The following is a 23,032-nucleotide window of genomic DNA, read 5'->3' on the forward strand; positions in this document are numbered from 1 at the left end:
CGCCCAAGAGGTCTCCCCAAGGGCGCCCCGCGCCCGACGGAGACTTCACCGTCGAGCGCCCTCTTTCGGGCCGAAGGCCCACGAAAACACGATGAAGGGGCGCCTCCGCGAACAACGTGAGTTGCAAGCGGCTCGGCGCCCCTTCGGCGGGTTTTCGTCAGCGCTCGACAGAAATTTCAGCTCAGTCGAGGGCGGCGAGCATCTCGCGAAGGGTGTCCAGGCCCATCCCGCCCAGCGCCAGCGCCCGCGTGTGGAACTGCTTGATGTCGAACGCGTCGCCCTGCCGGGCGCGGGCCTCGTCGCGTGCGGCGAGCCAGAGGCGTTCACCGAGCTTGTACGACGGCGCCTGCCCGGGCCAGCCCAGGTAGCGGTCGATCTCGTCGTGCACGTGGGCCGGGTCGGTGACGGTCCGGGTGAGCATGAACTCCAGGCCCAGTTCGGGCGTCCACCGCTCGCCCTCGTGGAAACCGGGGCCTGCCGGGATCTCCAGCTCCAGGTGCATGCCGATGTCGACGATCACGCGCGCGGCGCGGAACAGCTGCTCGGACAGCATGCCGAAGAGCTCACCGTCGTCGGAGAGGAAACCGAGGTCCTGCATGAGCCGCTCGGAGTACAGGGCCCAGCCCTCCGCGTGCCCGGACGTGAACGCCAGCAGCCGCTGGTACTTGTTGAGCGAGCCCGACTGGTCGACGGCGGTCGCGATCTGCAGGTGGTGGCCCGGCGCGCCCTCGTGATAGACCGTGCTGACCTCGCGCCAGGTGGTGAACTCGTCCCGGCCCTGCGGCAGCGACCACCACATGCGGCCGGGGCGCGAGAAGTCCTCGCTGGGGCCGGTGTAGTACGCGCCGACGGTCCCGCCCGGTGGGGCGATCTTGCACTCCAGCCCCATGACCTGGTCGGAGATATCGAAGTGCTTGCCCCGCAACGACTTCAGCGCGTTGTCGGACAGGTTCTGCATCCAGGCCTGGAATTCCGCCCGGCCGCGCACGACGTACTTGGGGTCCGCGTCGAGCGCGGCGGCCGCCTCGGCGAGGGTGGCGCCGGGCTTGATCCGGCCGGCGACCTCGCGCATCTCCGTTTCGATGCGGGTGAATTCGGCCCAGCCCCAGGTGTAGGCCTCGTCCAGGTCGAGGGTGGCGCCGGTGAACACCCGGGACCACAGCTTGTAGACCTCGGCGCCGACGGCGTCCTTGACCGGGGCCAGCGGGGCGAGCTCGGCGCGGAGGAATCCGGCGAACTCCGCGTACGCCTCCTGAGCGGCGTGAGCGGCCTGGCCGAGTTCGGCGCGGAGCTTCTCGTCGATGTCCTTCGCGCCCGAGACGAGGTTCTCGAAGAAACCGGCGTCGTCCTTCAGCCCCGCCCAGGTTTCGGCCTGCTCGGCGACCTTGCCGACCTGCCGCAACGCCGACACGCGGCCGGCGCCCGCGGCCGCGAGCAGCCCGGTACGGAGACTGTCGAGCGCCTCGGGCACCTTCGCCATCCGGGCGGCGATCGTCGCCCAGTCCTGCGCGGTGTCGGTGGGCATGAAGTCGAAGACCATGCGCAGTTCCTGCACGGGGCTTTCGATCACGTTCAACGCCGCGAGGTCGAGCCCCGCCTCGTGGATCTCCAGCTGCAACCCGATCCGCTCGGCGAAGACCGCCTTGGCCGCGCGTTCGCCGTCGTCGGCGGGTTCGGCCGCCTGGATGTCGGCCAGCGCACGGGCGGCGATGGCGGACCGCGCCGCGTGCCCGGCGGGCGAGTAATCGGTCAGCTGGTCGTCGTATCCGGCGATGCCGTACGTCGTCGCGGCGACCGGGTCCGCCGCCGCGATCTCCTCGACGTACCGGTCACAGATCTGGTGTACACCCTGCGCAGTTGAAGCCATGACCGGCACGCTACCGGGACCGCGGGTACCTCCGGTACAGACTTACGCCCGGGCCGGGACCAGCCCGAGCCTGCTGACCACCTCGCGCGTGGCCTTGGACCGGTTGAACGTGTAGAAGTGCAGGTCGGGGACGCCTTCGGCGATGAGCCGCTCGCACAGCTCGGTGACCGTGTCGATTCCCGCCGCGCGGAACGCCTTCGGGTCGTCGGCCAGCGGTTCGAGCCGGTCCAGCAGCCGCCGCGGCGCGGGCGCGCCGGACAGCTTGATCGACGTGTGCAGCGTCCGCAGCGTGGTCAGCGGCATGATGCCGGGGATGACCAGCGCCTCGCAGCCGGTGGCCGCGACCCGGTCCCGCAGGCGGAGGAAGTCTTCCGGCTCGAAGAACAGCTGCGCGATCGCGAAATCCGCGCCCGCGCGGAGCTTGCGCACGAGGTACTCGGTGTCGGCTTCGAGGTTCGCCGACCTCGGGTGGCCGTACGGGAAGGCCGAGACTCCGACGCAGAAGTCGCCGAGGGAACGCACCAGTTCGACGAGCTCCTCGGCGTAGTTGAGCCCGTCCGGATGCGGGACCCAGTCGCCGTAGACGTCACCCGGCGGGTCTCCCCGCAGCGCGAGGATGTTCCGCACCCCGACGGCCGCGTACCAGCCGATGACGTTGCGCAGCTCCGCGACCGAGTGGTTCACGGCGGTGAGGTGCGCCATCGGCACCAGCGTGGTTTCGGTGGCGACGCGGGCGATGCTGCGGATGGTGCCGTCGCGGCTGGAGCCGCCCGCGCCGTAGGTGATCGACATGTACGCCGGGTCCAGTGGCTCGAGTTCCCGGATCGACTTCCACAGAACGGCCTCGTCAGCCGTGTCCCGAGGCGGGAAGAACTCGATGGAGAACACGGGTCCATCACCCTGCAACCGCTCGACCACGGACGTCATACCGCCCATGTTAAGGGGGAAAGTCCGCTGGCTGGGAGCCCCCTCTCAGGCTATGGGCGTGCGACTTCAGCCACTTCCGAGCGGTTGCCGAGTGGCGCTCGCCTGGGGAGACTCAGGGGCGGACACAGGGAGCCGCCATGAGCGCCGAGCACGACACCAGCTGGGACGAGGACGTCCGCGTCGCGGTCTACCGCGCGTTCGCCGAGCACGGGAGGCCGCCGACGGCGCCGGAACTGGCCGACGCCGCCCACGGATCGCTCGCGGTGGCGAAACAGGCGCTGCACCGGCTCGCGGAGCAACGGCACGTGGTGCTCGACGACTGCGAACACGTCGTGATGGCTCACCCGTTCGCGGCGATCCCGCTGGGGTTCTCCGTGATGGGCGCCAACACGCTGTGGTGGGGCGGGTGCGCGTGGGACGCGTTCGCGATCCCGCATCTGGTCAAGGCCGAACCCGAGGTGCTGGTGGCCACGCGCTGCCGCGGCTGCGGCGAACCGCAGGCCCTGATGGTCGACGCCCAGACCCCGCCGCCGGGTGATCTGGTCGCGCATTTCCTCGTCCCGGCGGCGCGGATGTGGGACGACGTCGTGCACACCTGCGGCAACCAGCGCCTTTTCTGCGGTGAGTCCTGTGTGGACGGATGGCTCGCGGAAACGGGGCAAGCCAAGGGTTACGTGATGGATCTGCGGACGCTGTGGCGGCTCGCGGCAGGCTGGTACGACGGCAGGCTCGACCACGGCTACACCCGCCGGGACCCGGCCGCCGCGGCCGCGTACTTCGACCAGGCCGGGTTGAGCGGCCCCTTCTGGAGCTAGATCAGGAACCGCAGCGCGGCGGTGACGACGACGCCGCACAGGATCGCGGCGAGCGCCGGCACGCGCAACACGTAGGTCACCGCGATCGCGGCCAGTCCCGCGCAGAGCGTCCAGTCGACGCCCGACCAGGCCGGGCCGGTCACCTCGGTGAGCACGAGCCCGGCTAGCAGCGCGGGCGCGAGCAGCGCGATGACGCCGGCCACGCGCGGCGGCATCTCCCGGTCACCGAGCAGGACCGGGCCCGCCGCCTTGAACCCGATGCTGATCAGCGCGACGAGGACGATTCCGAGCCAGAGCGTCATCGCCGCACCCCCAGGCCCACCAGCGCGGCGGCCGACGCGCCGATCAGCGCGAGACCGACCGGCACGAACAGCACCAGGATCCCGGCCAGGCAGGCGGCGAGCGCGGCGGTCCGGATCGCCTGGCGCGAACGGCGCAGCTCGTCGACGAGCAGGACTAGGAAGAAGCCCGGGAACACGACGTCGAGCCCGAACCGCGCGACGACGTCCGGAGGCGGCGCGGCCAGGACGCCGAGCACCGTGCCCAGCACCCACGCGGGCAGTTGGACGAGCGTGCAGCCGATGAGTTTTTCGCGGTCGAAGCGGCCTTCGCCGAGGTGGGCGGCGACCCACGAGCCGTCGACGACGGCCTGGCCCTCCCACGCGCGGCGCAGGCGCCCGCCACGCAGGTCCGCGGCGACGGCGGCGCCCATCGGCAGGAAACGGGCGTTGATCAGGGCCGCGGCGCCGACCGCGACGGCGAGGTTGCCGCCGCCCGCGAGCGCGGTCGCCATCGCGAACTGGGCCGAGCCGGAGAACACGAGGATCGACGCGACGATCGGGGCGGCGATCCCCCAGCCCAGGGTTTGGCTGTAGGCGCCGAAGGTGACGCCGAGGACGAAGGTCGCGACACCCAGCCCGAGCCCCACGCGGGCGCCGGCCAGGTAGTTCCGCCGGAGCGTTGTCATGCCTTCGACCCTAACAAGCTAAACTGAGTTTGACCATTAGGAGGATCTGTGGACGGCCACTGGGACGGGTACGACAGCATCGGCGGGAGTGTGCCGTTGGACCTGGTCAACACCGTTTCCTGGCGACGCGATCCGGCCAGGCGGGACGATCGGCTTTCGACTCCGGAACGACTGTCCGAATGGGTCGTCCTGGTCGGTGCGGGCACCGAACGGCTGGAGATCTCCGAGGCCGTCCTCGAGGAGGTGAGGTCCTTCCGCGAGACGCTCTATGGCGTCCTCGTGTCGGATCCACCGGATGTCACGGCGCTGCGGAAGCCGCTGCTCGCGGCGTACCGGTACGCAGAACTCACGCCTGTTCTCCCGCTGAAGTGGACGGTGCCGTTGAACGACGACACCGCGTTGCCGCACTTTCTCGCGCTGGAGGCCGAGGAACTGCTGCGCTCCGGGGACCTGGCACGGATCCGGGAGTGCGAGGGGCCGGGGTGCGGCTGGATCTTCACCGACCGGACGCGCAACCGGTCGCGGCGCTGGTGCAGCTCGTCGGACTGCGGAAACCGGGCGCGGGCCAAGCGGCACTATGACAAGGAAGCACGCGACAAGGGCCGCGTTTAGTCCTCTGGATGCGGTCCTTGCGCGCGCAAGGACCGCATCCAGAGGACTAAACGCGAGCGGGGGTGCGTCTGATTCGCCACATTCGGAGGCACCCGACTGGGTCACGGCGGCGTCCTTCACGGAGGATGTGCTCATGAACACGTCCGCCTACGACGCCGATCTGCCCGCCCACGTCGAGCGGGCGCTGGCCGGGTTCCTCGAGCGCGCCGGTGCCGAGATCCGCCGCACCGAACCGACCGTGGGGGCCGGGATCGACGCGCTGGCCGGGTTCGTGCTGGGCGGCGGCAAACGCCTGCGCCCGACGTTCGCCTGGTGGGGCTGGCGCGGCGCGGGCGGCGATCCGGCCGGGCCGGACGTCGAAGGCGTGCTGCAGGCGGTGGCGAGCCTGGAGTTGATCCAGGCGTGCGCGCTGATCCACGACGACCTCATCGACTCCTCCGATTCGCGCCGCGGTTCCCCGACCGTGCACATCGCGGGCGCGAAGCTGCACGCCGACAGCGGCTGGCTGGGTTCGCCGAGCACGTTCGGACTCGCGACCGCCGTCCTGGTCGGTGACCTCGCGCTGGCCTGGGCCGACGACATGTTCGGCGAGGCCCCGCTCCCGCCCGCGGCCCTGGCGGCGGCGCGGCCGGCGTGGCGCGCGATGCGCACCGAAGTACTCGCCGGCCAGTACCTCGACGTCCGCACCCAGGCCACCGGCGACGCCTCCCCCGAGGCCGCGCTGCACATCTGCAAGCTCAAGACGGCCGCGTACACCGTCATGCGCCCGCTGCACCTCGGCGCCGCGCTCGGCGGCGCCGACGACGCCCTGATCGCGACGCTGCGCGAGTTCGGCGACGAGGTCGGCGTGGCGTTCCAGCTGCGCGACGACCTGCTCGGCGTGTTCGGCGACCCGTCGGTCACCGGCAAGCCCGCGGGCGACGACCTGCGTGAGGGCAAGCGGACCCTGCTGGTCGCACTGGGACTGGAGCGGGCGGCCGAGCAGGGCAAGGACGCCGCGGCGAAGGTCATCTCCGACGCCATCGGCGACGCGCACCTGTCCGAAGACGCCGTCGAGACCGTGCGCGAGGCGCTGCAGGACGTCGGCGCCGTCGACGCGGTGGAACGCCGCATCGACGAGCTCACCGAGTCCGCCATGGCCGCGCTGGACCGCGCCCACCTGGCCGAACCCGCTCCCGCCGCGCTGACCGGGCTGGTCGTCAAGGCGACCCAGCGGACGTACTGATGCGCACTGTCACCGGTCCGAGTGACCACGTGGTGGTGATCGGTGGCGGGCTCGCCGGGCTGTCGGCGACGCTGCACCTGCTCGGCGCCGGACGCCGGGTGACCTTGCTGGAGCAGGACAAGACTCCCGGGGGCCGGGCCGGGCAGGCGGATTTCGGCGGCAACACCGTCGACACCGGGGCCAGCGTGCTGACCATGCCGGAACTGCTCGACGAAGCGTTCTCGGCGGTCGGCGAAACCTTGGCGGACAACCTGACCTTGACGCGGCTCGACCCGGCGTACCGCGCGAGGTTCGCCGACGGCAGCACGATCGCCGTGCACACCGACGCGGCGGCGATGGAGGCCGAGATCCGCGCGGCCGCCGGTCCGGCCGAGGCCGAGGGGTACCGCCGGCTGCGGCGCTGGCTGACCGAGTTGTACGCGGCGCAGAAGGACCACTTCATCGGCGCGAACTTCGACTCCCCACTCGATCTCGTCCGCCCGGAACTGGCGAAACTGGCCGCGCTGGGCGGATTCGGGCGGCTCGGCCCGAAGATCGGCGGGTTCCTGCGCGACGACCGGGTACGCCGGCTGTTCTCCTTCCAGGCGCTCTATGCCGGACTCGACCCGGCCCGCGCGATCGGCGCGTACGGCGTCATCTCCTACATGGACACCGTCGGCGGGGTCTACTACCCGTCGGGCGGGATGGGCGAGATCGCGCGGACGATGGCGAAAGCGGCCGAACGCGCGGGCGCGGAAGTGCGGTTCGGCACCGAAGCCGCTTGGCTGGAAAGGGTTTCCTCGCGGGTGCGCGCGGTGCGGACCCGCTCCGGCGAGCGGATCCCTTGCGACACCGTGGTTCTCGCGACCGAACTCGGCACCGCGTACCGGCTGCTCGGCGCCCGCCCGCGGCGTCCGCTGCCGCTGCGGTACTCGCCGTCGGCCGTCGTGCTGCACGGGCACGCGCCGAAATCGTGGCCGGATCTGGGCCACCACACCATCTTCTTCGGTCAGGCCTGGGAAAAGACGTTCTCGGAGATCATCCGCGAGGGCAGGCTGATGAGCGACCCGTCGCTGCTGGTGACCCGGCCGACCGCGACCGAACCGGGCCTCGCGCCCGGCGGCGACCAGGTGATCTCGGTGCTGGCCCCGGCGCCGAACCTGCGCCGCGGGAAGATCGACTGGGGCCGGGTCGGTCCCGCGTATCGCACGGAACTCCTGCGCACACTGGAAAAGCGCGGCCTCACCGGCTTCGCGGACGGCTTCACCGTCGACGAGACGATCACCCCGGCGGGCTGGGCGGAGCGCGGGCTCACCGCGGGCACCCCGTTCTCGCTCGCGCACACCTTCGCCCAGACCGGACCGTTCCGGCCGGGGAACCTGCTGCGGGCGGCGGACAACGTCGTGCTGGCGGGCTGCGGGACGACACCGGGCGTCGGCATCCCGCCGGTGGTGATCTCCGGCAGGCTCGCGGCGGGAAGGGTCACCGGCCGATGAACGAACTCGACGCCGCGGGCATCACCGAACCGGCGTTGCGGGCCGCGTACACCGAATGCCGCCGCATCAACGCGCACTACGGCCGCACCTTCTTCCTCGCGACCCGGCTGCTGCCGTCGCGGACGCGGCCGTTCGCACACGCGCTGTACGGCTTAGCGCGGATGGCGGACGAGGTGGTCGACAACCCCGCGCCCGGCACCGATCCCGCCGTCGCACTGGACGACGTCGCCGTCATGGTCGGACAGGTCTTCGACGGCGGCACCCCCGCCGATCCGGTGCTGGCCGCGCTCGCCGACACCGTGCGCCGCCACGACCTGGACCGCGACCTGTTCGACGCGTTCCTCCGGTCCATGGCGATGGACCTCAAGATCACCGAGTACGCGACCTACGCCGACCTCAAGGAGTACATCCACGGTTCGGCCGAGGTGATCGGACTGCAGATGCTGCCGGTCTTCGGCACCGTCGTCCCGGTCGAAGAGGCCGTGCCCGGCGCCGCTGCGCTGGGCGAAGCGTTCCAGCTGACCAACTTCCTGCGCGACGTCGGCGAAGACCTCGACCGGGGACGGCTGTATCTGCCCACCGAGGAACTGGCCGCGTTCGGCGTCGACCGCGAGCTGCTCGAATGGTCGCGCGCCCGAGGCCTGCCGGACCGGCGCGTGCGGCGCGCGCTCGCGGTGGCGGTGGCGCGCAACCGGGCGGTGTACCGCCGCGCCGAAGCGGGAATCCCGTTGCTGCGTGAGGAATCCCGGGACTGTGTGCGGACCGCGCTCGCGCTCTACGAAGGCATCCTCGACGAGATCGCGGCCCTCGGTTACGACGTGCTGGACACCCGCGCCGTCGTGCCGCGTCGCCGTCGGCTGGCGGTCGCCCTTCCGAGACTGCTGGCGAGCGTCTGGAGCAACTCCAGGCTTAGAGTGCGATCATGACGACTGCTGCGAACAGGAAGATCCGGATCGGCGTCCAGCTGCAGCCTCAGCACGCCGAATACAAGGCGATCCGCCGGGCGGCCTCGGAGGCCGAAGACCTCGGTGTGGACATCGTCTTCAACTGGGACCACTTCTACCCGCTCTACGGCGAGCCCGAGGGACTGCACTACGAGTGCTGGACCATGCTGGGCGCCTGGGCGGAGTCCACGTCGCGGGTCGAGATCGGCGCGCTGGTGACGTGCAACAGCTACCGCAACCCCGAACTGCTCGCCGACATGGCCCGCACCGTCGACCACATCTCCGACGGACGGCTGATCCTCGGCATCGGCTCCGGCTGGTTCGAAAAGGACTACGACGAGTACGGCTACGAGTTCGGCACCGCCGGCGGGCGGCTCGACAACCTCGCCGAGGCGCTTCCGCGGATCGAGAGCCGGTTCGGCAAGCTGAACCCGGCGCCGACCCGCAAGATCCCGGTCCTGATCGGTGGTGGCGGCGAGAAGAAGACGCTGCGCCTGGTCGCGAAGCACGCCGACATCTGGCACGGCTTCGGCGACCCGGAGGTCGTGGAGCGCAAGGTCAAGATCCTCGACCAGCACTGCGCCGACGTCGGCCGGGACCCGAAGGAGATCGAGCGTTCGGTCGCCGTCGAAGGCGAGCCGGAGGAGCTCGGGCCGAAGCTGCTGGAGCAGGGTGTCTCGCTGTTCACCGTGGCGACCGGTGGCCCGGACTACAACCTGGACAAGCTGCGGTCCTGGATCCAGTGGCGGGACAAGCAGCAGTCCTGACCCGCTCGCAAGTGTCATGAAAGGGCCGTTCAGGACGTTTCTTGTCCTGAACGACCCTTTCATGACATCCGGGACCGATCGCGACGGTGAGCCGCCACCCGCTCCCGGGTGGCGCACCGCGTCGAGCAGTACCGCCGCGGACTCCCCCCGCCCAAGTGCGCGAAAGGCTTCCCGCAGCCCGAGGCGGCACACAATCCACCCGGCGGAGCCTGACGGTCCGCCAGCAGCACCGCCAGCGCCAGCGCGGACGACGTCACCAGCCATGCGCCCCACGGCCCGTCGTCGTCGGCGTCCACGTGCAGATGCCAGCCGAACCCGTCGGCATGGTCGGTCAGCCTCGGCGCGTGCGCGTACCGGGCCAGCAGCCGGTTCAGCACCCCGGCCGCTTCCGCGGCGTCCCGTGCCGCGAAGACGTCACGCAGCTCCGAAGCCGCCTCACGCAACGACGTCAGGTCGGAGGGCCCCAGCTCGACGAAGGTCTCCCCGTGCGCTTCCAGCACCGACCGGACGGCCGGAACCGAGGGCTCCGGCACGAGCAGGACTGCCAGCAAGTCCACCGCCCGCTGCGCCGCCGCCCGTGCCGAACGACCGGGCAGGAAATCCCGCTGCGCTGAAGTCATACCCCACTGTAACGTCTCAGAAATGAGAAGCCGTTACAGGCTCGCCGTCTATCTCACCGGCGCGACGCTCGCCAGGACCGGCGACGAGCTGTCCGGGCCCGCGCTGCTCCTGCTGGGACTCAGCGTCGACGGCTCGGCCGCAACCGGGTCCGCGCTGCTCGCGGGCCTGACGATCTCGGCCGCGGCAGGCGGGCCACTGCTCGGCGCGCTGCTCGACCGCAGTCCCCGGCCGGGACGCCTGCTGGCATGGGCGCTGCTCGCCTACGCGGGCGGGCTCGGCGCGGTGCTCGCGCTCGTCGAGGTCCCCGCAGCGATCACGGTGGCCGTCGCGGCCGGGCTGCTCAACCCGGCCTTGGCGGGCGGATGGACGGCACAGGTACCCAACGTCCGAGGCCGGACGCCACTGGCGAGGGCGAGCGCGCTGGACGCGATGACGTTCACCGCCGCGAGCCTCGCCGGACCGGGACTCGCCGGGTTCGTGGCCGCGTACGCCGGTGCTCCGGCCGCGATGGCCGTCGCGATCACGCTGGTCACGGCCGCCGTCCCCGCGGCCTGGTCGCTGCCCGCCGTCGAGGCGAAGCCCGCAAAACCGATCCGTCGCCGGCTCGCCGACGGCTTCTCGGTCCTCTTCCGCAACCGTTTCCTGCTCCGGGCCACCGCGACGTCCACGGTGTCCTTCGCCGGGATCGGGATCGCCGTGGTCTGCTACCCGCTGCTCGGCGCCCAACGGCTGGGGAACCCGGGTTTCGGCGCGCTCCTGCTCACCGTGCTGGCCGCCGCGTCACTGGCCGCGAACGCCGTGCTGGCCCGCAAGCCGCCACCGCCGGACCGCACCGTGCTCGCCACCACCGTCCTGCTGGGCGCGAGTTTCCTGCTCGCGGCGGCAGGGCACGACACGGTGACCCTGCTGGCCGCCGCCGTACTCGCCGGTTTCGCCGAAGGACCACAACTTTCGTCCCTTTTCGCCATCCGGCACCGTGAGGCGCCCGCGGCCGTACGGGCGCAGGTCTTCACGACGGCGGCGAGCGTGAAGATCACCGGGCTCGCGGCGGGAGCGGCGGCCGCGGGGCCGTTGAGCACACTCTCCGTAACCGCCGCACTGTGCGCGGCGGCGGGCTGTCAGCTGCTCGCGGCTGCGACGTATGTACTGGTCAGAACGTCCGGCCGGACTAGAACGCCATCGCCTGCGCGCGCCGCTTGACCTCGGTTCCGTGGCTCGTGCGGAGCGCGTTGACCGGCGTGGTCCCCGGCAGCGTCTCGTCCTCGGCGAAGAGCCAGCGCAGCATCTCCGTCCGGCTGAAGCCCGAGTCCGCGAGCACCGTGATGGTGCCCGCCAGGCCCTTGACCACGCCGTCCTTCACCAGGAAGTCGCCCGGGACGTACAGCTCGCCCTTGCGCCGGACCGCGATCAGATGGCCGTCGCGCAGCATCTGACGGACCTTGTTGGCCGAAACGTTCAGCGCGGTCGCGACCTCCGGAAGCGGGAGAACGGCCACATCTGCGTCGAGAACGTCGTCGGCGACGGGAATACCACTCACAGGTGACACTGTGCCACATTCCGTCTCCGGCTCCGTTAGTACGCATGGGTGACGACGTCGCCAACACGGAGAGTGCCCAGCCGATCACGTATACCGCCGATTCGACGAAATGCCGCGAATCGTGATCCCCGGCGAGCCAGGTCCCGTACACCAGAACATGGGCACTTCCGTACGATCCATAGCCGTGACACGCACGGACCCCACGCTGGTGGGCACTCTGCTCGAGGGCCGCTACCGGGTGGACAAGCTGCTCGCACGCGGTGGGATGTCGTCGGTGTACCGCGGCGTCGACACCCGCCTGGACCGCCAGGTCGCCATCAAGATCATGGACCCGCGGTTCGCCGACGACAGATCGTTCGTCGAGCGCTTCGAACGGGAGGCCCGGTCGGCGGCCCGGCTGCACCACCCGCATGTGGTCGCCGTGCACGATCAGGGCTTCGACACCCCCGGCGGTGAGGAGTCCGGCCGCGCGTTCCTGGTCATGGAACTCGTCGACGGCGGGACCCTGCGCGAACTGCTCGCCGAACGCGGCCCGCTGGACGTCGCGCTCGCGCTGAGCATCGCCGAACCGGTGCTCTCCGCGCTGGCCGCCGCGCACGCCGCCGGACTGGTGCACCGCGACGTCAAACCGGAGAACGTGCTCATCGGCCGCGGCGGCACGGCGCTTTCGGGCGGCGTGGTCAAGGTGGGCGACTTCGGCCTGGTCCGCGCGATCGCGAGCGCGGGCACCACGAGTTCGAGCGTCATCCTCGGCACCGTCGCCTACGTCTCCCCCGAACAGGTCGCCACCGGCGCGACCACGTCGAGCGGCGACGTCTACTCGGCGGGGATCCTGCTGTACGAAATGCTCACCGGACGCGCGCCCTACACCGGCGACACCGCCCTCTCGGTGGCGTACCGGCACGTCAACGACGACGTCCCGCGCCCGAGCGAGCTGCGCCCGGACATCCCGCCGATGCTGGACGAGCTGATCCTGCGCGCCACCCGGCGCGACCCCGAGCAGCGCCCGGCCGACGCCACCGCGTTCCTCGCCGAACTGAACCACCTGCGCACCGCCGTCGGGATCCCGGCGGTCCCGGTGCCCGTACCGCTGCCCGCGGACGCCGACCGGGAGTCCGACGCCGAGCGCACCACCCCCGGCATCCCGGCCGTCCCGGCGAGCCCGACCGCGGCGACGACGGTGCTGACCCCGGTCGCCGAAGCGACCATGCCGGTCTCTGGGCCGCGCGGTACGCAGGCGATGCAGCGGGAGCAGCAGTTCCCCGCCGTCCAGCCGCCGCGAACGCCTCCCCCGCGTCCCAAGCCCTCCGCGGACGACGACCAGCCGCAGTCGCGCAAACGCCTCTACGTGATGATCGCGGCCGCGGCGCTGGTCCTCGGCGGTCTGATCGGCGCGTTCGCCTTCATCCTCAACGACACCGGCCCGACCTCGTCGTCGGTGCCGAAGCTGGCCGGGATGAACCAGGCCGCCGCCGGTGACGCGCTCCGGACGGCGAAGCTGACCCCGGCCTACACCGAGGAGTACAGCGACACCGCCGCGCAGCACACGGTGATCCGGTCCGACCCCGCGGCGGGCACGTCGCTCGCGCCGGGCGCCACGGTCAACGTCGTGCTGTCGAAGGGCCGCCCGATCGTGCCGGACATCCAGGCCGGCACCAGCCAGCAGGACGCGGAGACGGCGATCAAGGCCGCCCAGCTGACCCCGGCTCAGGGCGAGCAGGAGTACAGCGAAGTCGCCAAGGGCAAGGTGATCCGCGTCGACCCGAGCCCCGGTTCGCAGCTGAACATCGGCGGGCAGGTCACGATCATCCTGTCGAAGGGTCCCGAACCGCTGCCGCCGGTCCCGGACGTCACCGGCCAGGCCAAGGACGCCGCCTTCCAGATCCTGCAGCAGGCGGGCTTCCAGCCGTTCCAGGCGGGCGAGGAGTTCTCCGACCAGTTCGCGGCAGGCCAGGTGATCCGCACCGACCCGAAGGGCGGCGGCAAGGCGAGCAACCGCCGGATCGGGGTGTTCGTTTCGAACGCCGTCGAAGTACCGAATGTGACCTTCAAACGGATGGAAGAGGCCATCCAGATCCTGCGCCAGGCGGGTCTGGACGCCGACCGTGAGGGTCGGGGCAACGGCAACGGTCACGGCGGCGGAAACGGTGGTTTCGACTTCGTCCTGCAGCAGGATCCGCAGCCGGGCACGAAGGTGCCGAAGGGCACGAAAGTGAAGCTCAGGGGCTTCGGGTGACGCGAAAGGTGCGGTGAAACCGTTCAGTACCGGCCTGTTCATCGGATACCGTGAACCGCATGGTGGTCGTTGACGGCGTGAGCGGCAGGTCGGACAGGTTCACCTCGCGTTCGTTCGCGCCCGGACCACGATGAGCTTCTTCACGGACGGTCCGCGCAGCCGTCCCCTCTTCCCGGTGCCGGAACAGGAGCTGTTCGGCTACAACGGCCGCCCCTGGGTGGAGCCGCCGCACGAGTACATCGTCCCGGCGATCCTGCCCTGGTCGATGCCGCTGGGGCGGGCCGAACGGACCATCGTGGCGCTGCGCGGCATCGAGGTGTGGCCGGAGTCGGTGTCCTTTCAGCTGTCGGTGTACGCGCGGGATCTCCTGCTGGACGAACCCGGCGAAGGCCTGATCGACCACCGCCGGGTCCCGGACTACAACGCGCTGCTGGTCGGGGTGCTCTTCCCCGACGGCCGCCGGGCCAGTTCGGAGACCATCTCCGTGCCGTCCGCCGCCAAACCGGACCAGCCGGTGCTGCGCGCGCAGGGGCTGGGCGGTTCGGCGTTCCACGTCGACCACGAGATCTTCCTGTGGCCGCTGCCGCCCGACGGGCCGCTGGAGTTCATCGTCCAGTGGCTCGACCGCGACATCGAGGAGACGCACACCTCGCTCGACGGCACCGCGATCCGCGACGCCGCCAAGGAAGCGAGCGAGATCTGGCCCGGCCTGCCCGCCAGGGAGGCGCACGGGCTGCCGTTCCGCCGGGTCGGGACGCAGGCGATGATCACCCCCGCCTGGCCGCGCGAGTCGCAGGCGCCGCCTCCGCTGCCGCAGCCGAAACGACCGTCAGCGCCGTCCTCGCCGCCTGCCCAGGCTCCCGTTCAAGCTCCCGTTCAGGCGACGGCTGACCAGCCGCGGCGTGGTGCGCCGCTGCCGACCCGCCTCCCCCGCCGGGCTCGCTGACCCACCGCATTTCGTCCTCTGAATGCGGTAGTTCGCGACGCCAACTACCGCATCCAGAGGACTAAACGCGCGGGTGCGTCAGCGGAACGCGTCGGCGTTCGCCACGGCCCATTCCGCGTACGTGACCCCGGGCCGTCCGGTGAGCTCCTGGACGACGCCCGTCGGCTTGTCGGGGTTCTCGGTGAAGTACGCGAAGCCGTCGAGCAACCACTCCGCGATCTCCGCCGGGATCCCGGCGTCGGCCCACTGCTTGTTCGCCTCCTCCCGGGTGAGTTCCTGGAAGGTCACCTCCTCGCCGAGCGCGGCGGAGATGGCGGCGACCTGCTCGCGCTGGCTGATCGCCGTGGGCCCGCTCAGCGTGTGCTTCTTGCCGACGTGCCCCTCGGTCAGGAGGACGTGCGCCGCGACGGCGGCGATGTCCCCGAGGTCGATCGGCGTCGTCCTGGATTCGGGGTAGGCCTCGCGGACCACCCGCTCGGCCTTGATCGTCTCCACCCAGCCGAGGGTGTTGTTCATGAACGCGCCCGGCCGCAGGAACGTCCAGTCGAACTCCGCCTCCCGGATCGCCTTCTCGATGATCGCGTACGCCACGCCGCTCGAGCCCTCCGACGGGTCGTCGGCGTTGCTGCCCGACAGTGCCACCACCCGGCGCACCCCGGCCTCCTTCGCCAGCTTCACGAAGTCGTCCACCGTGTCCGCCAGCGGCGCCAGGTACACGGTCTCGACGCCTTCGAGGGCTGCCGGCAGCGTCTCCGGCTTGCCCAGATACCCCTTGGCCACCTCGACCTGCGCCGGCAGTGCCGCCTTCGCCGGGTTGACGGTCAGCGCCCGCACCGGCGCCCCGGCTTGCACCAGTTCGTCGACCAGCAGCCTGCCGACGCTTCCGGTCGCTCCGGTCACCAGGATCGTCACGATTCCCCACTCCTTTTCGTACGTCCTACGGGAATGAGTTAACCGTACCTGATACGGGAATGTAGAATCCAGTTTCACGGCCGAGTGGAGTGTGGATGGACTTCGAGCGCAGCCTCGAACTGTTGTGGCGTGACCGCGGCGAGGCCCGGCAGCCGACCAGGGGGCGGAAGCCGAAACTGACCCTCGGCCAGGTGATCGCCACCGCCGTCGCGCTCGCCGACGGCGCGGGCGAGGCGACCGTGTCGATGAGCCGGATCGCCGAGGAACTCGGCGTCGGCACGATGACGCTGTACACCTACGTCCCCGGCAAGACCGAACTGCTGGACCTCATGGTGGACACGGTGCTCGCCGAACGGGGCCTTCCCGGTCCCGGCGATCCCCGGCCGGACGGCTGGCGCGAGCAGGTGCGGCTCTACGCCGAACGCACCCTGGCCGTGTTCCGGGCGCATCCGTGGCTGCGTTCGACGTCGATGGTGCGGCCGGTGCTCGGACCCGGGCTGATGGCGGGCCAGGAGTACCTGATCGCGGCGGTGTCCGACATCGGGCTGGCGCCGCGCAAGGCGGCCGCGGCCGCGAACAGCATCGAGATCTACGTGCAGGCGAACGCGACGCTGTTCGCCGAGACCGTGCAGGTCGAGCAGCAGACCGGGCAGTCGACGGACGCCTGGTGGGGGCAGCGGTCGGTGTTCTGGGAGAAGTACTTCGACGTCGAGCGGCATCCGGCGATGACCCGGATCTGGGAAACCGGCGGCTACGACGCGGAGACCTGCGAGGCCGCCGACGAGACCTTCACCTTCGGGCTGGAGCGCATGCTGGACGGCATCGAAGCGCTGATCCCCCACTGAGCGCCCCGCGTTTCGTCCTCTGGATGCGGTAGTCGGTAACGCGAACTACCGCATCCAGAGGACGAAACGCGTCAGGAGACGGTGGGCAGATCCGGTGCGGAGACGTCGAAGACCTTGCCCTCGCGGGTGAGCAGCGCGGCCAGGACCTTCGCCTTGCGTTCGGTGTCGGCCGAGGTCCCCCACCGCACGGTCTTCCCGTCGGCCAGCGCGAACTCGACGCTGCCGGGCGTCTTCGCCGTCGCGGTGGTGACCTGCTTGAGCAGCTGCTGCGGGATCACGCCGAGGACGCCGGTCACCGCGCGGGTCACCGGATCGTCGGCCGACACCGAGGGCAGCTTGAGCTCGGGCAGCCCCGCGGGCCGTTCCTTGACCGTCTTGAACACGACGCCCGCGCCGTCGACCAGGTGCACGCCGTCGCCGCCGGGCCCGCTGTCGAAGAACGCGATCGCGGCGCGTTCGGTCACGGTGATCTCGAGGGTGTTCGGCCAGGATCGGGCGACGTCGACGGTGGCGATGCCGGGCATCTGCGCCACCCGGTCCCGGATCTCGTCGGTGTCCAGGCGCAGCATCGGCTTCTGGTCCGGTACCGCCGCCGTGCCGCGGATCTGGTCCGCCGGAACGGAACTCGCCCCGACGACGTCGACCTGCTGCACGCCCAGCATCGAACTGAACCACAGCAGATAGACCAGCGCGGCGACCGTGAGCACCGAAAGCAGCGCGACCCAGCGCCGCCGCATCTCCTTGCGCCTCACGGGCCGGGCGGTGCGGCGGCGGTCGTACACGGACCGCCTGCCGCGCCGCTCCTTCAGCCGTTGAGTCCGTTCGGCCCGCGGAGTCCGCTTGACCCGTTCGGAGCGTTCAGAGCGCGGACGCCGACCGGGTTCGGCCGGGCGGCGGCGTTCCCCGGTCTGTGTCATCCGTCAGCCTGCCCGCCGGTCCAGCTCGGCCAGGATCTCCGGGCCGAGCTGCGTGACGTCGCCGGCGCCCATGGTCACCAGCAGGTCGCCGGGCTTGACCAGATCCGCCGCGAGCTTCGCCGCGACGTCGAACGCGGGCTGGTAGTGCACGGGGACACCGGAGATCTGGTCGGCGATGAGCGCGCCGCTCACCCCGGGTTCCGGTTTCTCGCGGGCCCCGAAGACGTCCAGCACGACGACCTCGTCGGCCAGCGACAGCGCGGCCGCGAACTCCTTCGAGAACGTCTTCGTGCGCGAGTACAGGTGCGGCTGGAAGACCACGACGACCCGGCCCTGGCCGGCGGCCGTCCGCACCGCGCGCAGCTGCGCGTCGACCTCGGTCGGGTGGTGCGCGTAGTCGTCGTACACCCGCACGTCGCCCGAGCGGCCCTTGAACTCGAACCGCCGCCGGACCCCGCCGAACGCGGCGAGCCCGTCGGCCAGCCCGTCGACCGGGGCGCCGAGTTCGATCCCGGCCAGCAGGGCGGCGATCGCGTTCAGTGCCATGTGCTCGCCCGGAACCGCGACCTGCAGGGCGATTTCCTCGCCCTGCAAGGAGATCCGGACCACGCCGCCGTCCGGGGTCGGCACGAAGTCCAGGACCTTGGCATCGTCCGCGCCGGTGACCGAACGCCCGTAGCGGCGGACGCGGATGCCGCGTTCCTCCGCCTGCGCGCCCAGCCGATCGGCCCCTTCGTCGTCACCGCAGACGACGAGCAGCCCGCCCGGCTCGATCCGGCCGAGGAAGTCGGTGAACACCGAGACGTAGGCCTCGGCCGTGCCGTGGTGGTCCAGGTGGTCCGGCTCGACGTTGGTCACCACGGCGACCGACGGCGAGTAGGCCAGGAACGACCCGTCGCTCTCGTCGGCCTCGGCGACGAACAGCCCGCCCTCGCCGTGGTGCGCGTTCGCGCCCGACTCGTTGAGGTCGCCGCCGATGGCGAACGACGGATCGAGACGGCAGTGCTGCAGCGCGACGGTGAGCATCGACGTCGTCGACGTCTTGCCGTGCGTCCCGGCGATGCAGGCGACGCGGTGGCCCTCCATCAGCCCGGCCAGCGCCTGCGCGCGGTGCAGCACGGTGATCCCGCGGTCCCGCGCGGCCGCCAGTTCCGGGTTGTCGTCCTTGATGGCGGTCGACACGATCACCGAGGACGGGCCTTCGGGGAACGCGTCGAGGTTCTCGGCGCTCTGGCCGACCGCGATCTCGGCGCCCTGGGCACGCAGCGAAAGGAACGCGCGCGACTCCTTGGCGTCGGACCCGGAGACCTGGGCCCCGCGGGCGAGCAGGATGCGGGCGATGCCGCTCATCCCGGCGCCGCCGATCCCGATCAGGTGGGCACGCGTCAGCGTGTCGGGGAGTTGATCAGGCACCTGCGGCCTCCAGCACGATCTTGGCAAGGGTCTCGTCGGCCTCCCGGTGGCCGAGGCCGACCGCGGCCGCGCTCATCTTCGCGATCCGGTCGGCGTCGGACACCAGCGGGATGACCAGTTCCGCGACCTTGGCGGCGGAGAGGTCGGCGTCGGCGAGCATCAGCCCGGCACCCGCGTCGACCGCGGGCCGGGCGTTGACCGCCTGTTCGCCGTTGCCGTACGGCAGCGGGACGAACACGGCGGGCAGGCCGACGGCGGAGACCTCGGCGACGGTCATCGCGCCGGAACGGCACAGCACCGCGTCGGCGGCGGCGTAGGCGAGGTCCATGCGTTCCAGGTACGGCACCGGGACGTACGGGGGCTTTCCGGGGAACTCCTGGACGACCAGTGTGTTCTTCGGCCCGTGGGCGTGCAGGACACCGACACCGGCGTCCGCGAACTCCTTGGCCGCGCCGGAGACCGCGCCGTTGATCGACACCGCGCCCTGCGAACCGCCGAAGACCAGCAGCGTCGGGGCGTCGGGGTCGAGCCCGAAGTGCTCGCGGGCCTCGGCGCGCAGCGCGGCCCGGTCGAGCGCGGTGATGGAGTGGCGCAGCGGGATGCCGACGACCTCGGCCTTCGCCAGCGGCGTCCCCGGGACGGCGACCGCGACGCGGGCGGCGAACCGCGCGCCGACCTTGTTCGCCAGGCCGGGCTTCTCGTTGGCCTCGTGCACCACGATCGGCGTGCGCCCGCGCGCGGCGAGATACGCCGGGAGCGCCACGTAACCGCCGAAGCCGACGACGACGTCCGCGCCGACGCGCTCCAGGATCTCCCGGGTGCGCTTGACCGAGTCGCGGACCTTCAGCGGCATCTTGAGCAGTTCGGGCGTCGGCTTGCGCGGCATCGGCACCGGCGGGATCAGCTCGAGCGGGTAGCCGCGTGCCGGGACGAGCTTGTTCTCCAGCCCGCGCTGGGTGCCCAGCGCGACCACCTTCGCGTCGGGACGCAGGCGCATCACCGCGTCGGCGAGGGCGAGTGCCGGTTCGATATGCCCTGCGGTACCGCCGCCGGCGACCACGACCACCGGCGCCTTGCCTTCGACTTCGGCTCCGGCGCCACCTCTGACGGGGTTGTTCACCTATGACCTCTCCGGTTTGCGGTACCCCGTTTCGCGGTACCGCGGCTCACCGCGGTTCGCGCGGCCGTCCTCCTGCCGGGCTCCCGCACCGACCGGCGCCGTTCCTGGGCGGGCGAAGGCCTCGCCGTCCTCGGCGCGGGCCTCGCCGCCTTGGTGGCGCCTCCGCGGGCCGCGGTGCCCTTCCGCTTGGCGGGCGGGCGGTACGGCTCGGGCGCGGGAAGCCTCAGCAGGCGTCCGAATTTACCTGGCCCCTGCGAACGCAGTGCGGCCACCGCCTCCGGTTCGTGCCGGGCGGCGTTGGCGAGGATCCCCATGATGAGCATGGTGATCACCAGCGACGTCCCGCCGTAGGAGATCAACGGCAGCGTGACCCCGGTGACCGGCAGCAGGCCGACGACGTAGCCGATGTTGATGCCCGCCTGCGCGACCAGGAAGACGGTCAGCGTGCCCGCCACGATGCGGATCCACGGGTCGAGGTTCCGGGTGGCGATCCGCAGGCCCACGACGGCGACCCCGGCGAACAGCCCCAGCACCACCGCGCAGCCGACGAAGCCGAGTTCCTCGCCGATCAGGGCGAAGATGAAGTCGTTCTGCACGTTCGGCAGGTAGCCCCAGTTGGACTGTCCCTGGCCGAGGCCCTTGCCGAACAACCCGCCGTCGGCGAGGGCGAGTTTCGCCTGGTTGGCCTGGAAGCCGTCCGCGCTGGTGTCCGGGTCGCCGGAGACGAACGACATGACCCGCGCGAGCCGGTACGGGGCGATGATGGCCAGTACCAGGACCCCGACGAGACCACCCGCGAGGATGACGCCGAACAGCCGTTTCGGCGCGCCCGCGAACCACAGCAGGGCCAGCAGCACCACCGCGAGGGTGACCGTGCCGCCGAGGTCGGGCTGCATCATGACCAGCGCGAACATCAGCAGCGCGATCGGCACGACCGGGACGAGCAGATGCCGCCACTGGTTGATGATGTTGTACTTGATCACCAGGATGTGCGCGCCCCAGAAGGCCAGTGCGACCTTGGCCGCCTCGACCGGCTGGAAGGCGAACCCGCCGAGCCGGAACCAGCCCTGCGAACCGTTGACCGTGGACCCGAGCGGGGTCAGCACCAGCACGAGCAGCCCGAGGCAGATCACCGTCGCCGTCGCCGACAGCCGCCGGACGCGTTCCAGCGGGACCCGGAGCCCGATCCAGAACACCACGGCGCCGATGGCGACGAACATGATGTGCTTGCTGAACTGGGCGTACACACCGGCGCCGGTCTTGGGGTTGACCGAGGCGACCGACGAGGCCGACAGCACCATCACGATGCCGATCACGGTCAGCACGCCGGTCAGCGCCAGCACCAGGTGGAACGAGGCGAGTGGCCGCGAAAGCCACGCCGTCAGCGCGGTGCGGAAGGCGACGAACGGGCTTTCCTTGCGCTCCCGCCGGTCACGAGACTTGCGCTGCCGGGGCGGCTTGCCGGGCTCGGGCTTTCTTTCCTCAACCGCCGTCACTGGTCTCCCCCGCACCGTCGCGCAGGACACGGACCGCACGCGCGAACGCGTCGCCGCGCTCGCCGTAACTGCGGTACATGTCCAACGACGCCGCGGCGGGGGCCAGCAGCACCACATCTCCAGGGCGCGCCAGGACGCGGGCCGCCTTCACCGCCGCAGTCATGGTGTCATCGTCACCCGAAGGGAGGCTGTTGACCGGGACATCCGGCGCGTGTCGCGCAACAGCGGCGGCGATCACGGGTGAATCCACGCCGAAGAGGACGACTCCGCGCAGCCTTCCGGCGATCGAGCCGACGAGCTCGTCCACGGAAGCGCCCTTGAGCTGGCCACCGGCGATCCAGACGACGGAGAGATGCGCGCGCAGCGAGCCACTCGCCGCGTGCGGGTTGGTCGCCTTCGAGTCGTTGATGTAGCGGACGCCGTCGAGCTCGCCGATCTCCTCCGCTCGGTGCGGGGCGGGCCGGTACTCGCGCAGGCCCTTGGCGACGTCCTCGCCGGTGACGCCGTACGCGCGGGCCAGCGCGGCCGCGGCGAGCGCGTTGGAGACGTTGTGCGGACCAGGGGGACGGACGTCGGCCAGGGTGCCGAGTTCGTCCGCGGTGGTCGCCGGGTCGGCGACGAAGGCGCGGTCGACCAGCAGGTCCTCCACGATCCCGAGTTCGCCGGAACGCGGGGTGTCCATGCCGAAGGCGACGTGGCGGGCGCCGGCGGGCGCGTGCTCCTCGGCGAGCCGGATCGACCAGTCCTCGTGGAGGTTGCGCACCACGTTCCGGGAGTGGGTGTGGACCCGTCCCTTCGCGGCCGCGTACTCCTCCATCGAGCCGTGCCAGTCGAGGTGGTCCTCGGCGAGGTTCAGCACCACCGAGGCGAGCGGGGCCAGCGTGGACGACCAGTGCAGCTGGAAGCTCGACAGCTCGACGGCGAGCACCTCGTGCCCGGCCCGCACCGCGTCGAGTACCGCGAAACCGACGTTCCCGCAGGCCACGGCGTCGACACCGGCGGTGCGCAGGATCGACTCCAGCATCCCGACCGTGGTGGTCTTGCCGTTGGTGCCGGTGATCGCGAGCCACACCGGCGGCTTGTCGCGCAGCTGCCCGACCCGCCACGCCAGTTCGACGTCGCCGATCACTTCGAGGCCCGCCTCGGCCGCCGCCACCAGCAGCGGCGACGTCGGCTTCCAGCCGGGGCTGGTCACGACCAGCTCGACGTCTTCGGGCGGCTCCGTCAGGCCCGGCACGAGTTCCGCGCCGAGCCCTTCGAGTTCCGCCAGCCGTTCGGCGTTGCCGTCGGTGACGGTGATCCGCGCGCCCAGGTCCCGCAGCACGGGGACGATGGACTTGCCGGTGACCCCGGCTCCGGCGACTAGGACGTGACGCCCGGCTAGCTCCAC

At 71.2% G+C, this 23,032-nt stretch carries 22 protein-coding genes; 10 read left to right on the top strand and 12 right to left on the bottom strand.

Translation table 11 applies throughout. The features are described 5' to 3' along the window. Nucleotides 1–181 precede the first annotated feature (181 nt). Nucleotides 182–1,867 (bottom strand): DUF885 domain-containing protein, encoded by a 1,686-nt coding sequence (locus IE302_RS11895; RefSeq protein WP_191254513.1) that lies wholly within the window; start codon nt 1,865–1,867, stop codon nt 182–184. Between the two features lie 42 nt (nt 1,868–1,909). Further along, on the bottom strand, nt 1,910–2,794 hold the full coding sequence (gene metF / locus IE302_RS11900; RefSeq protein ID WP_191254514.1) for a methylenetetrahydrofolate reductase [NAD(P)H]: 885 nt from the start codon (nt 2,792–2,794) through the stop codon (nt 1,910–1,912). A 137-nt stretch (nt 2,795–2,931) separates the two neighbouring features. Between metF and merB the strand changes: the two genes are divergently transcribed. Then, nucleotides 2,932–3,609 carry an organomercurial lyase gene (merB, locus tag IE302_RS11905; protein ID WP_191254515.1) on the top strand — a complete coding sequence of 226 codons (678 nt, stop codon included), beginning with the start codon at nt 2,932–2,934 and terminating at the stop codon, nt 3,607–3,609. On the opposite strand, the gene IE302_RS11910 is transcribed toward merB, so the two are convergent. Together IE302_RS11910 and IE302_RS11915 are read right to left on the bottom strand one after the other, a co-directional pair. Continuing rightward, complete coding sequence (locus IE302_RS11910; protein WP_191254516.1) at nt 3,606–3,911, bottom strand: AzlD domain-containing protein; 306 nt, start codon at nt 3,909–3,911, stop codon at nt 3,606–3,608. The two genes, merB and IE302_RS11910, sit on opposite strands and share 4 nt — an antisense overlap. Then, nucleotides 3,908–4,576, bottom strand: a complete 669-nt coding sequence (locus IE302_RS11915) for an AzlC family ABC transporter permease (protein WP_191254517.1) — start codon at nt 4,574–4,576, stop codon at nt 3,908–3,910. The genes IE302_RS11910 and IE302_RS11915 overlap by 4 nt, the downstream gene beginning before the upstream one ends. Nucleotides 4,577–4,624: 48 nt before the next feature. Between IE302_RS11915 and IE302_RS11920 the strand changes: the two genes are divergently transcribed. The 5 genes from IE302_RS11920 (at nt 4,625) to IE302_RS11940 (ending at nt 9,599) form a co-directional block, all read left to right on the top strand. Beyond that, complete coding sequence (locus tag IE302_RS11920; protein WP_191254518.1) at nt 4,625–5,188, top strand: CGNR zinc finger domain-containing protein; 564 nt, start codon at nt 4,625–4,627, stop codon at nt 5,186–5,188. 133 nt (nt 5,189–5,321) lie between these two features. Beyond that, nucleotides 5,322–6,413: a polyprenyl synthetase family protein gene (locus tag IE302_RS11925; protein ID WP_191254519.1), complete on the top strand. Its 1,092-nt coding sequence runs from the start codon at nt 5,322–5,324 to the stop codon at nt 6,411–6,413. Beyond that, a complete protein-coding gene (gene crtI, locus IE302_RS11930) occupies nt 6,413–7,888 on the top strand; it encodes a phytoene desaturase family protein (protein WP_191254520.1) in 1,476 nt (491 codons plus the stop codon). The genes IE302_RS11925 and crtI overlap by 1 nt, the downstream gene beginning before the upstream one ends. Then, nucleotides 7,885–8,814: a phytoene/squalene synthase family protein gene (locus IE302_RS11935; RefSeq protein ID WP_191254521.1), complete on the top strand. Its 930-nt coding sequence runs from the start codon at nt 7,885–7,887 to the stop codon at nt 8,812–8,814. Before crtI ends, IE302_RS11935 begins: the two co-directional genes overlap by 4 nt. Next, nucleotides 8,811–9,599, top strand: a complete 789-nt coding sequence (locus IE302_RS11940) for an LLM class F420-dependent oxidoreductase (RefSeq protein WP_191254522.1) — start codon at nt 8,811–8,813, stop codon at nt 9,597–9,599. Before IE302_RS11935 ends, IE302_RS11940 begins: the two co-directional genes overlap by 4 nt. 59 nt (nt 9,600–9,658) lie before the next feature. On the opposite strand, the gene IE302_RS11945 is transcribed toward IE302_RS11940, so the two are convergent. After that, entirely contained in the window at nt 9,659–10,219 is a 561-nt protein-coding gene (locus tag IE302_RS11945; RefSeq protein ID WP_191254523.1) for a CGNR zinc finger domain-containing protein, read from the bottom strand. 22 nt (nt 10,220–10,241) lie between these two features. On the opposite strand from IE302_RS11945, the gene IE302_RS11950 reads away from it, so the two are divergent. Continuing rightward, nucleotides 10,242–11,420, top strand: a complete 1,179-nt coding sequence (locus IE302_RS11950) for an MFS transporter (protein ID WP_191254524.1) — start codon at nt 10,242–10,244, stop codon at nt 11,418–11,420. On the opposite strand, the gene IE302_RS11955 is transcribed toward IE302_RS11950, so the two are convergent. Next, nucleotides 11,389–11,757, bottom strand: coding sequence for an Rv2175c family DNA-binding protein (locus IE302_RS11955; protein ID WP_191254525.1), 369 nt, complete (start codon nt 11,755–11,757; stop codon nt 11,389–11,391). The genes IE302_RS11950 and IE302_RS11955 overlap by 32 nt on opposite strands. A 184-nt stretch (nt 11,758–11,941) precedes the next feature. On the opposite strand from IE302_RS11955, the gene IE302_RS11960 reads away from it, so the two are divergent. After that, the gene (locus IE302_RS11960) at nt 11,942–13,993 is read left to right on the top strand and encodes a Stk1 family PASTA domain-containing Ser/Thr kinase (protein WP_191254526.1); all 2,052 of its coding nucleotides are present in this window, start codon (nt 11,942–11,944) and stop codon (nt 13,991–13,993) included. A 130-nt stretch (nt 13,994–14,123) separates the two neighbouring features. Continuing rightward, a complete protein-coding gene (locus IE302_RS11965; protein ID WP_191254527.1) occupies nt 14,124–14,939 on the top strand; it encodes a hypothetical protein in 816 nt (271 codons plus the stop codon). Between the two features lie 78 nt (nt 14,940–15,017). Here IE302_RS11965 and IE302_RS11970 read toward each other — a convergent pair whose 3' ends face one another. Next, nucleotides 15,018–15,851 (bottom strand): NAD(P)H-binding protein, encoded by an 834-nt coding sequence (locus tag IE302_RS11970; protein ID WP_191254528.1) that lies wholly within the window; start codon nt 15,849–15,851, stop codon nt 15,018–15,020. Between the two features lie 95 nt (nt 15,852–15,946). On the opposite strand from IE302_RS11970, the gene IE302_RS11975 reads away from it, so the two are divergent. Further along, complete coding sequence (locus tag IE302_RS11975; protein WP_191254529.1) at nt 15,947–16,696, top strand: TetR/AcrR family transcriptional regulator; 750 nt, start codon at nt 15,947–15,949, stop codon at nt 16,694–16,696. A 71-nt stretch (nt 16,697–16,767) separates the two neighbouring features. Here IE302_RS11975 and IE302_RS11980 read toward each other — a convergent pair whose 3' ends face one another. The 5 genes from IE302_RS11980 to murD are packed head-to-tail and all read right to left on the bottom strand — an operon-like array spanning nt 16,768 to nt 23,032. After that, nucleotides 16,768–17,613, bottom strand: a complete 846-nt coding sequence (locus IE302_RS11980; protein ID WP_191254530.1) for a cell division protein FtsQ/DivIB — start codon at nt 17,611–17,613, stop codon at nt 16,768–16,770. A 3-nt stretch (nt 17,614–17,616) separates the two neighbouring features. Next, nucleotides 17,617–19,026 (bottom strand): UDP-N-acetylmuramate--L-alanine ligase, encoded by a 1,410-nt coding sequence (murC, locus tag IE302_RS11985; RefSeq protein ID WP_191254531.1) that lies wholly within the window; start codon nt 19,024–19,026, stop codon nt 17,617–17,619. Then, nucleotides 19,019–20,146: an undecaprenyldiphospho-muramoylpentapeptide beta-N-acetylglucosaminyltransferase gene (gene murG, locus IE302_RS11990; protein ID WP_191254532.1), complete on the bottom strand. Its 1,128-nt coding sequence runs from the start codon at nt 20,144–20,146 to the stop codon at nt 19,019–19,021. The genes murC and murG overlap by 8 nt, the downstream gene beginning before the upstream one ends. Then, nucleotides 20,143–21,642 (bottom strand): putative lipid II flippase FtsW, encoded by a 1,500-nt coding sequence (ftsW, locus tag IE302_RS11995; RefSeq protein ID WP_191254533.1) that lies wholly within the window; start codon nt 21,640–21,642, stop codon nt 20,143–20,145. Before ftsW ends, murG begins: the two co-directional genes overlap by 4 nt. Then, nucleotides 21,629–23,032, bottom strand: a complete 1,404-nt coding sequence (murD, locus tag IE302_RS12000; protein WP_191254534.1) for a UDP-N-acetylmuramoyl-L-alanine--D-glutamate ligase — start codon at nt 23,030–23,032, stop codon at nt 21,629–21,631. The genes ftsW and murD overlap by 14 nt, the downstream gene beginning before the upstream one ends.

Origin of the sequence: Amycolatopsis oliviviridis (assembly GCF_014654365.1) — a bacterium.
Classification (GTDB): domain Bacteria; phylum Actinomycetota; class Actinomycetes; order Mycobacteriales; family Pseudonocardiaceae; genus Amycolatopsis; species Amycolatopsis oliviviridis.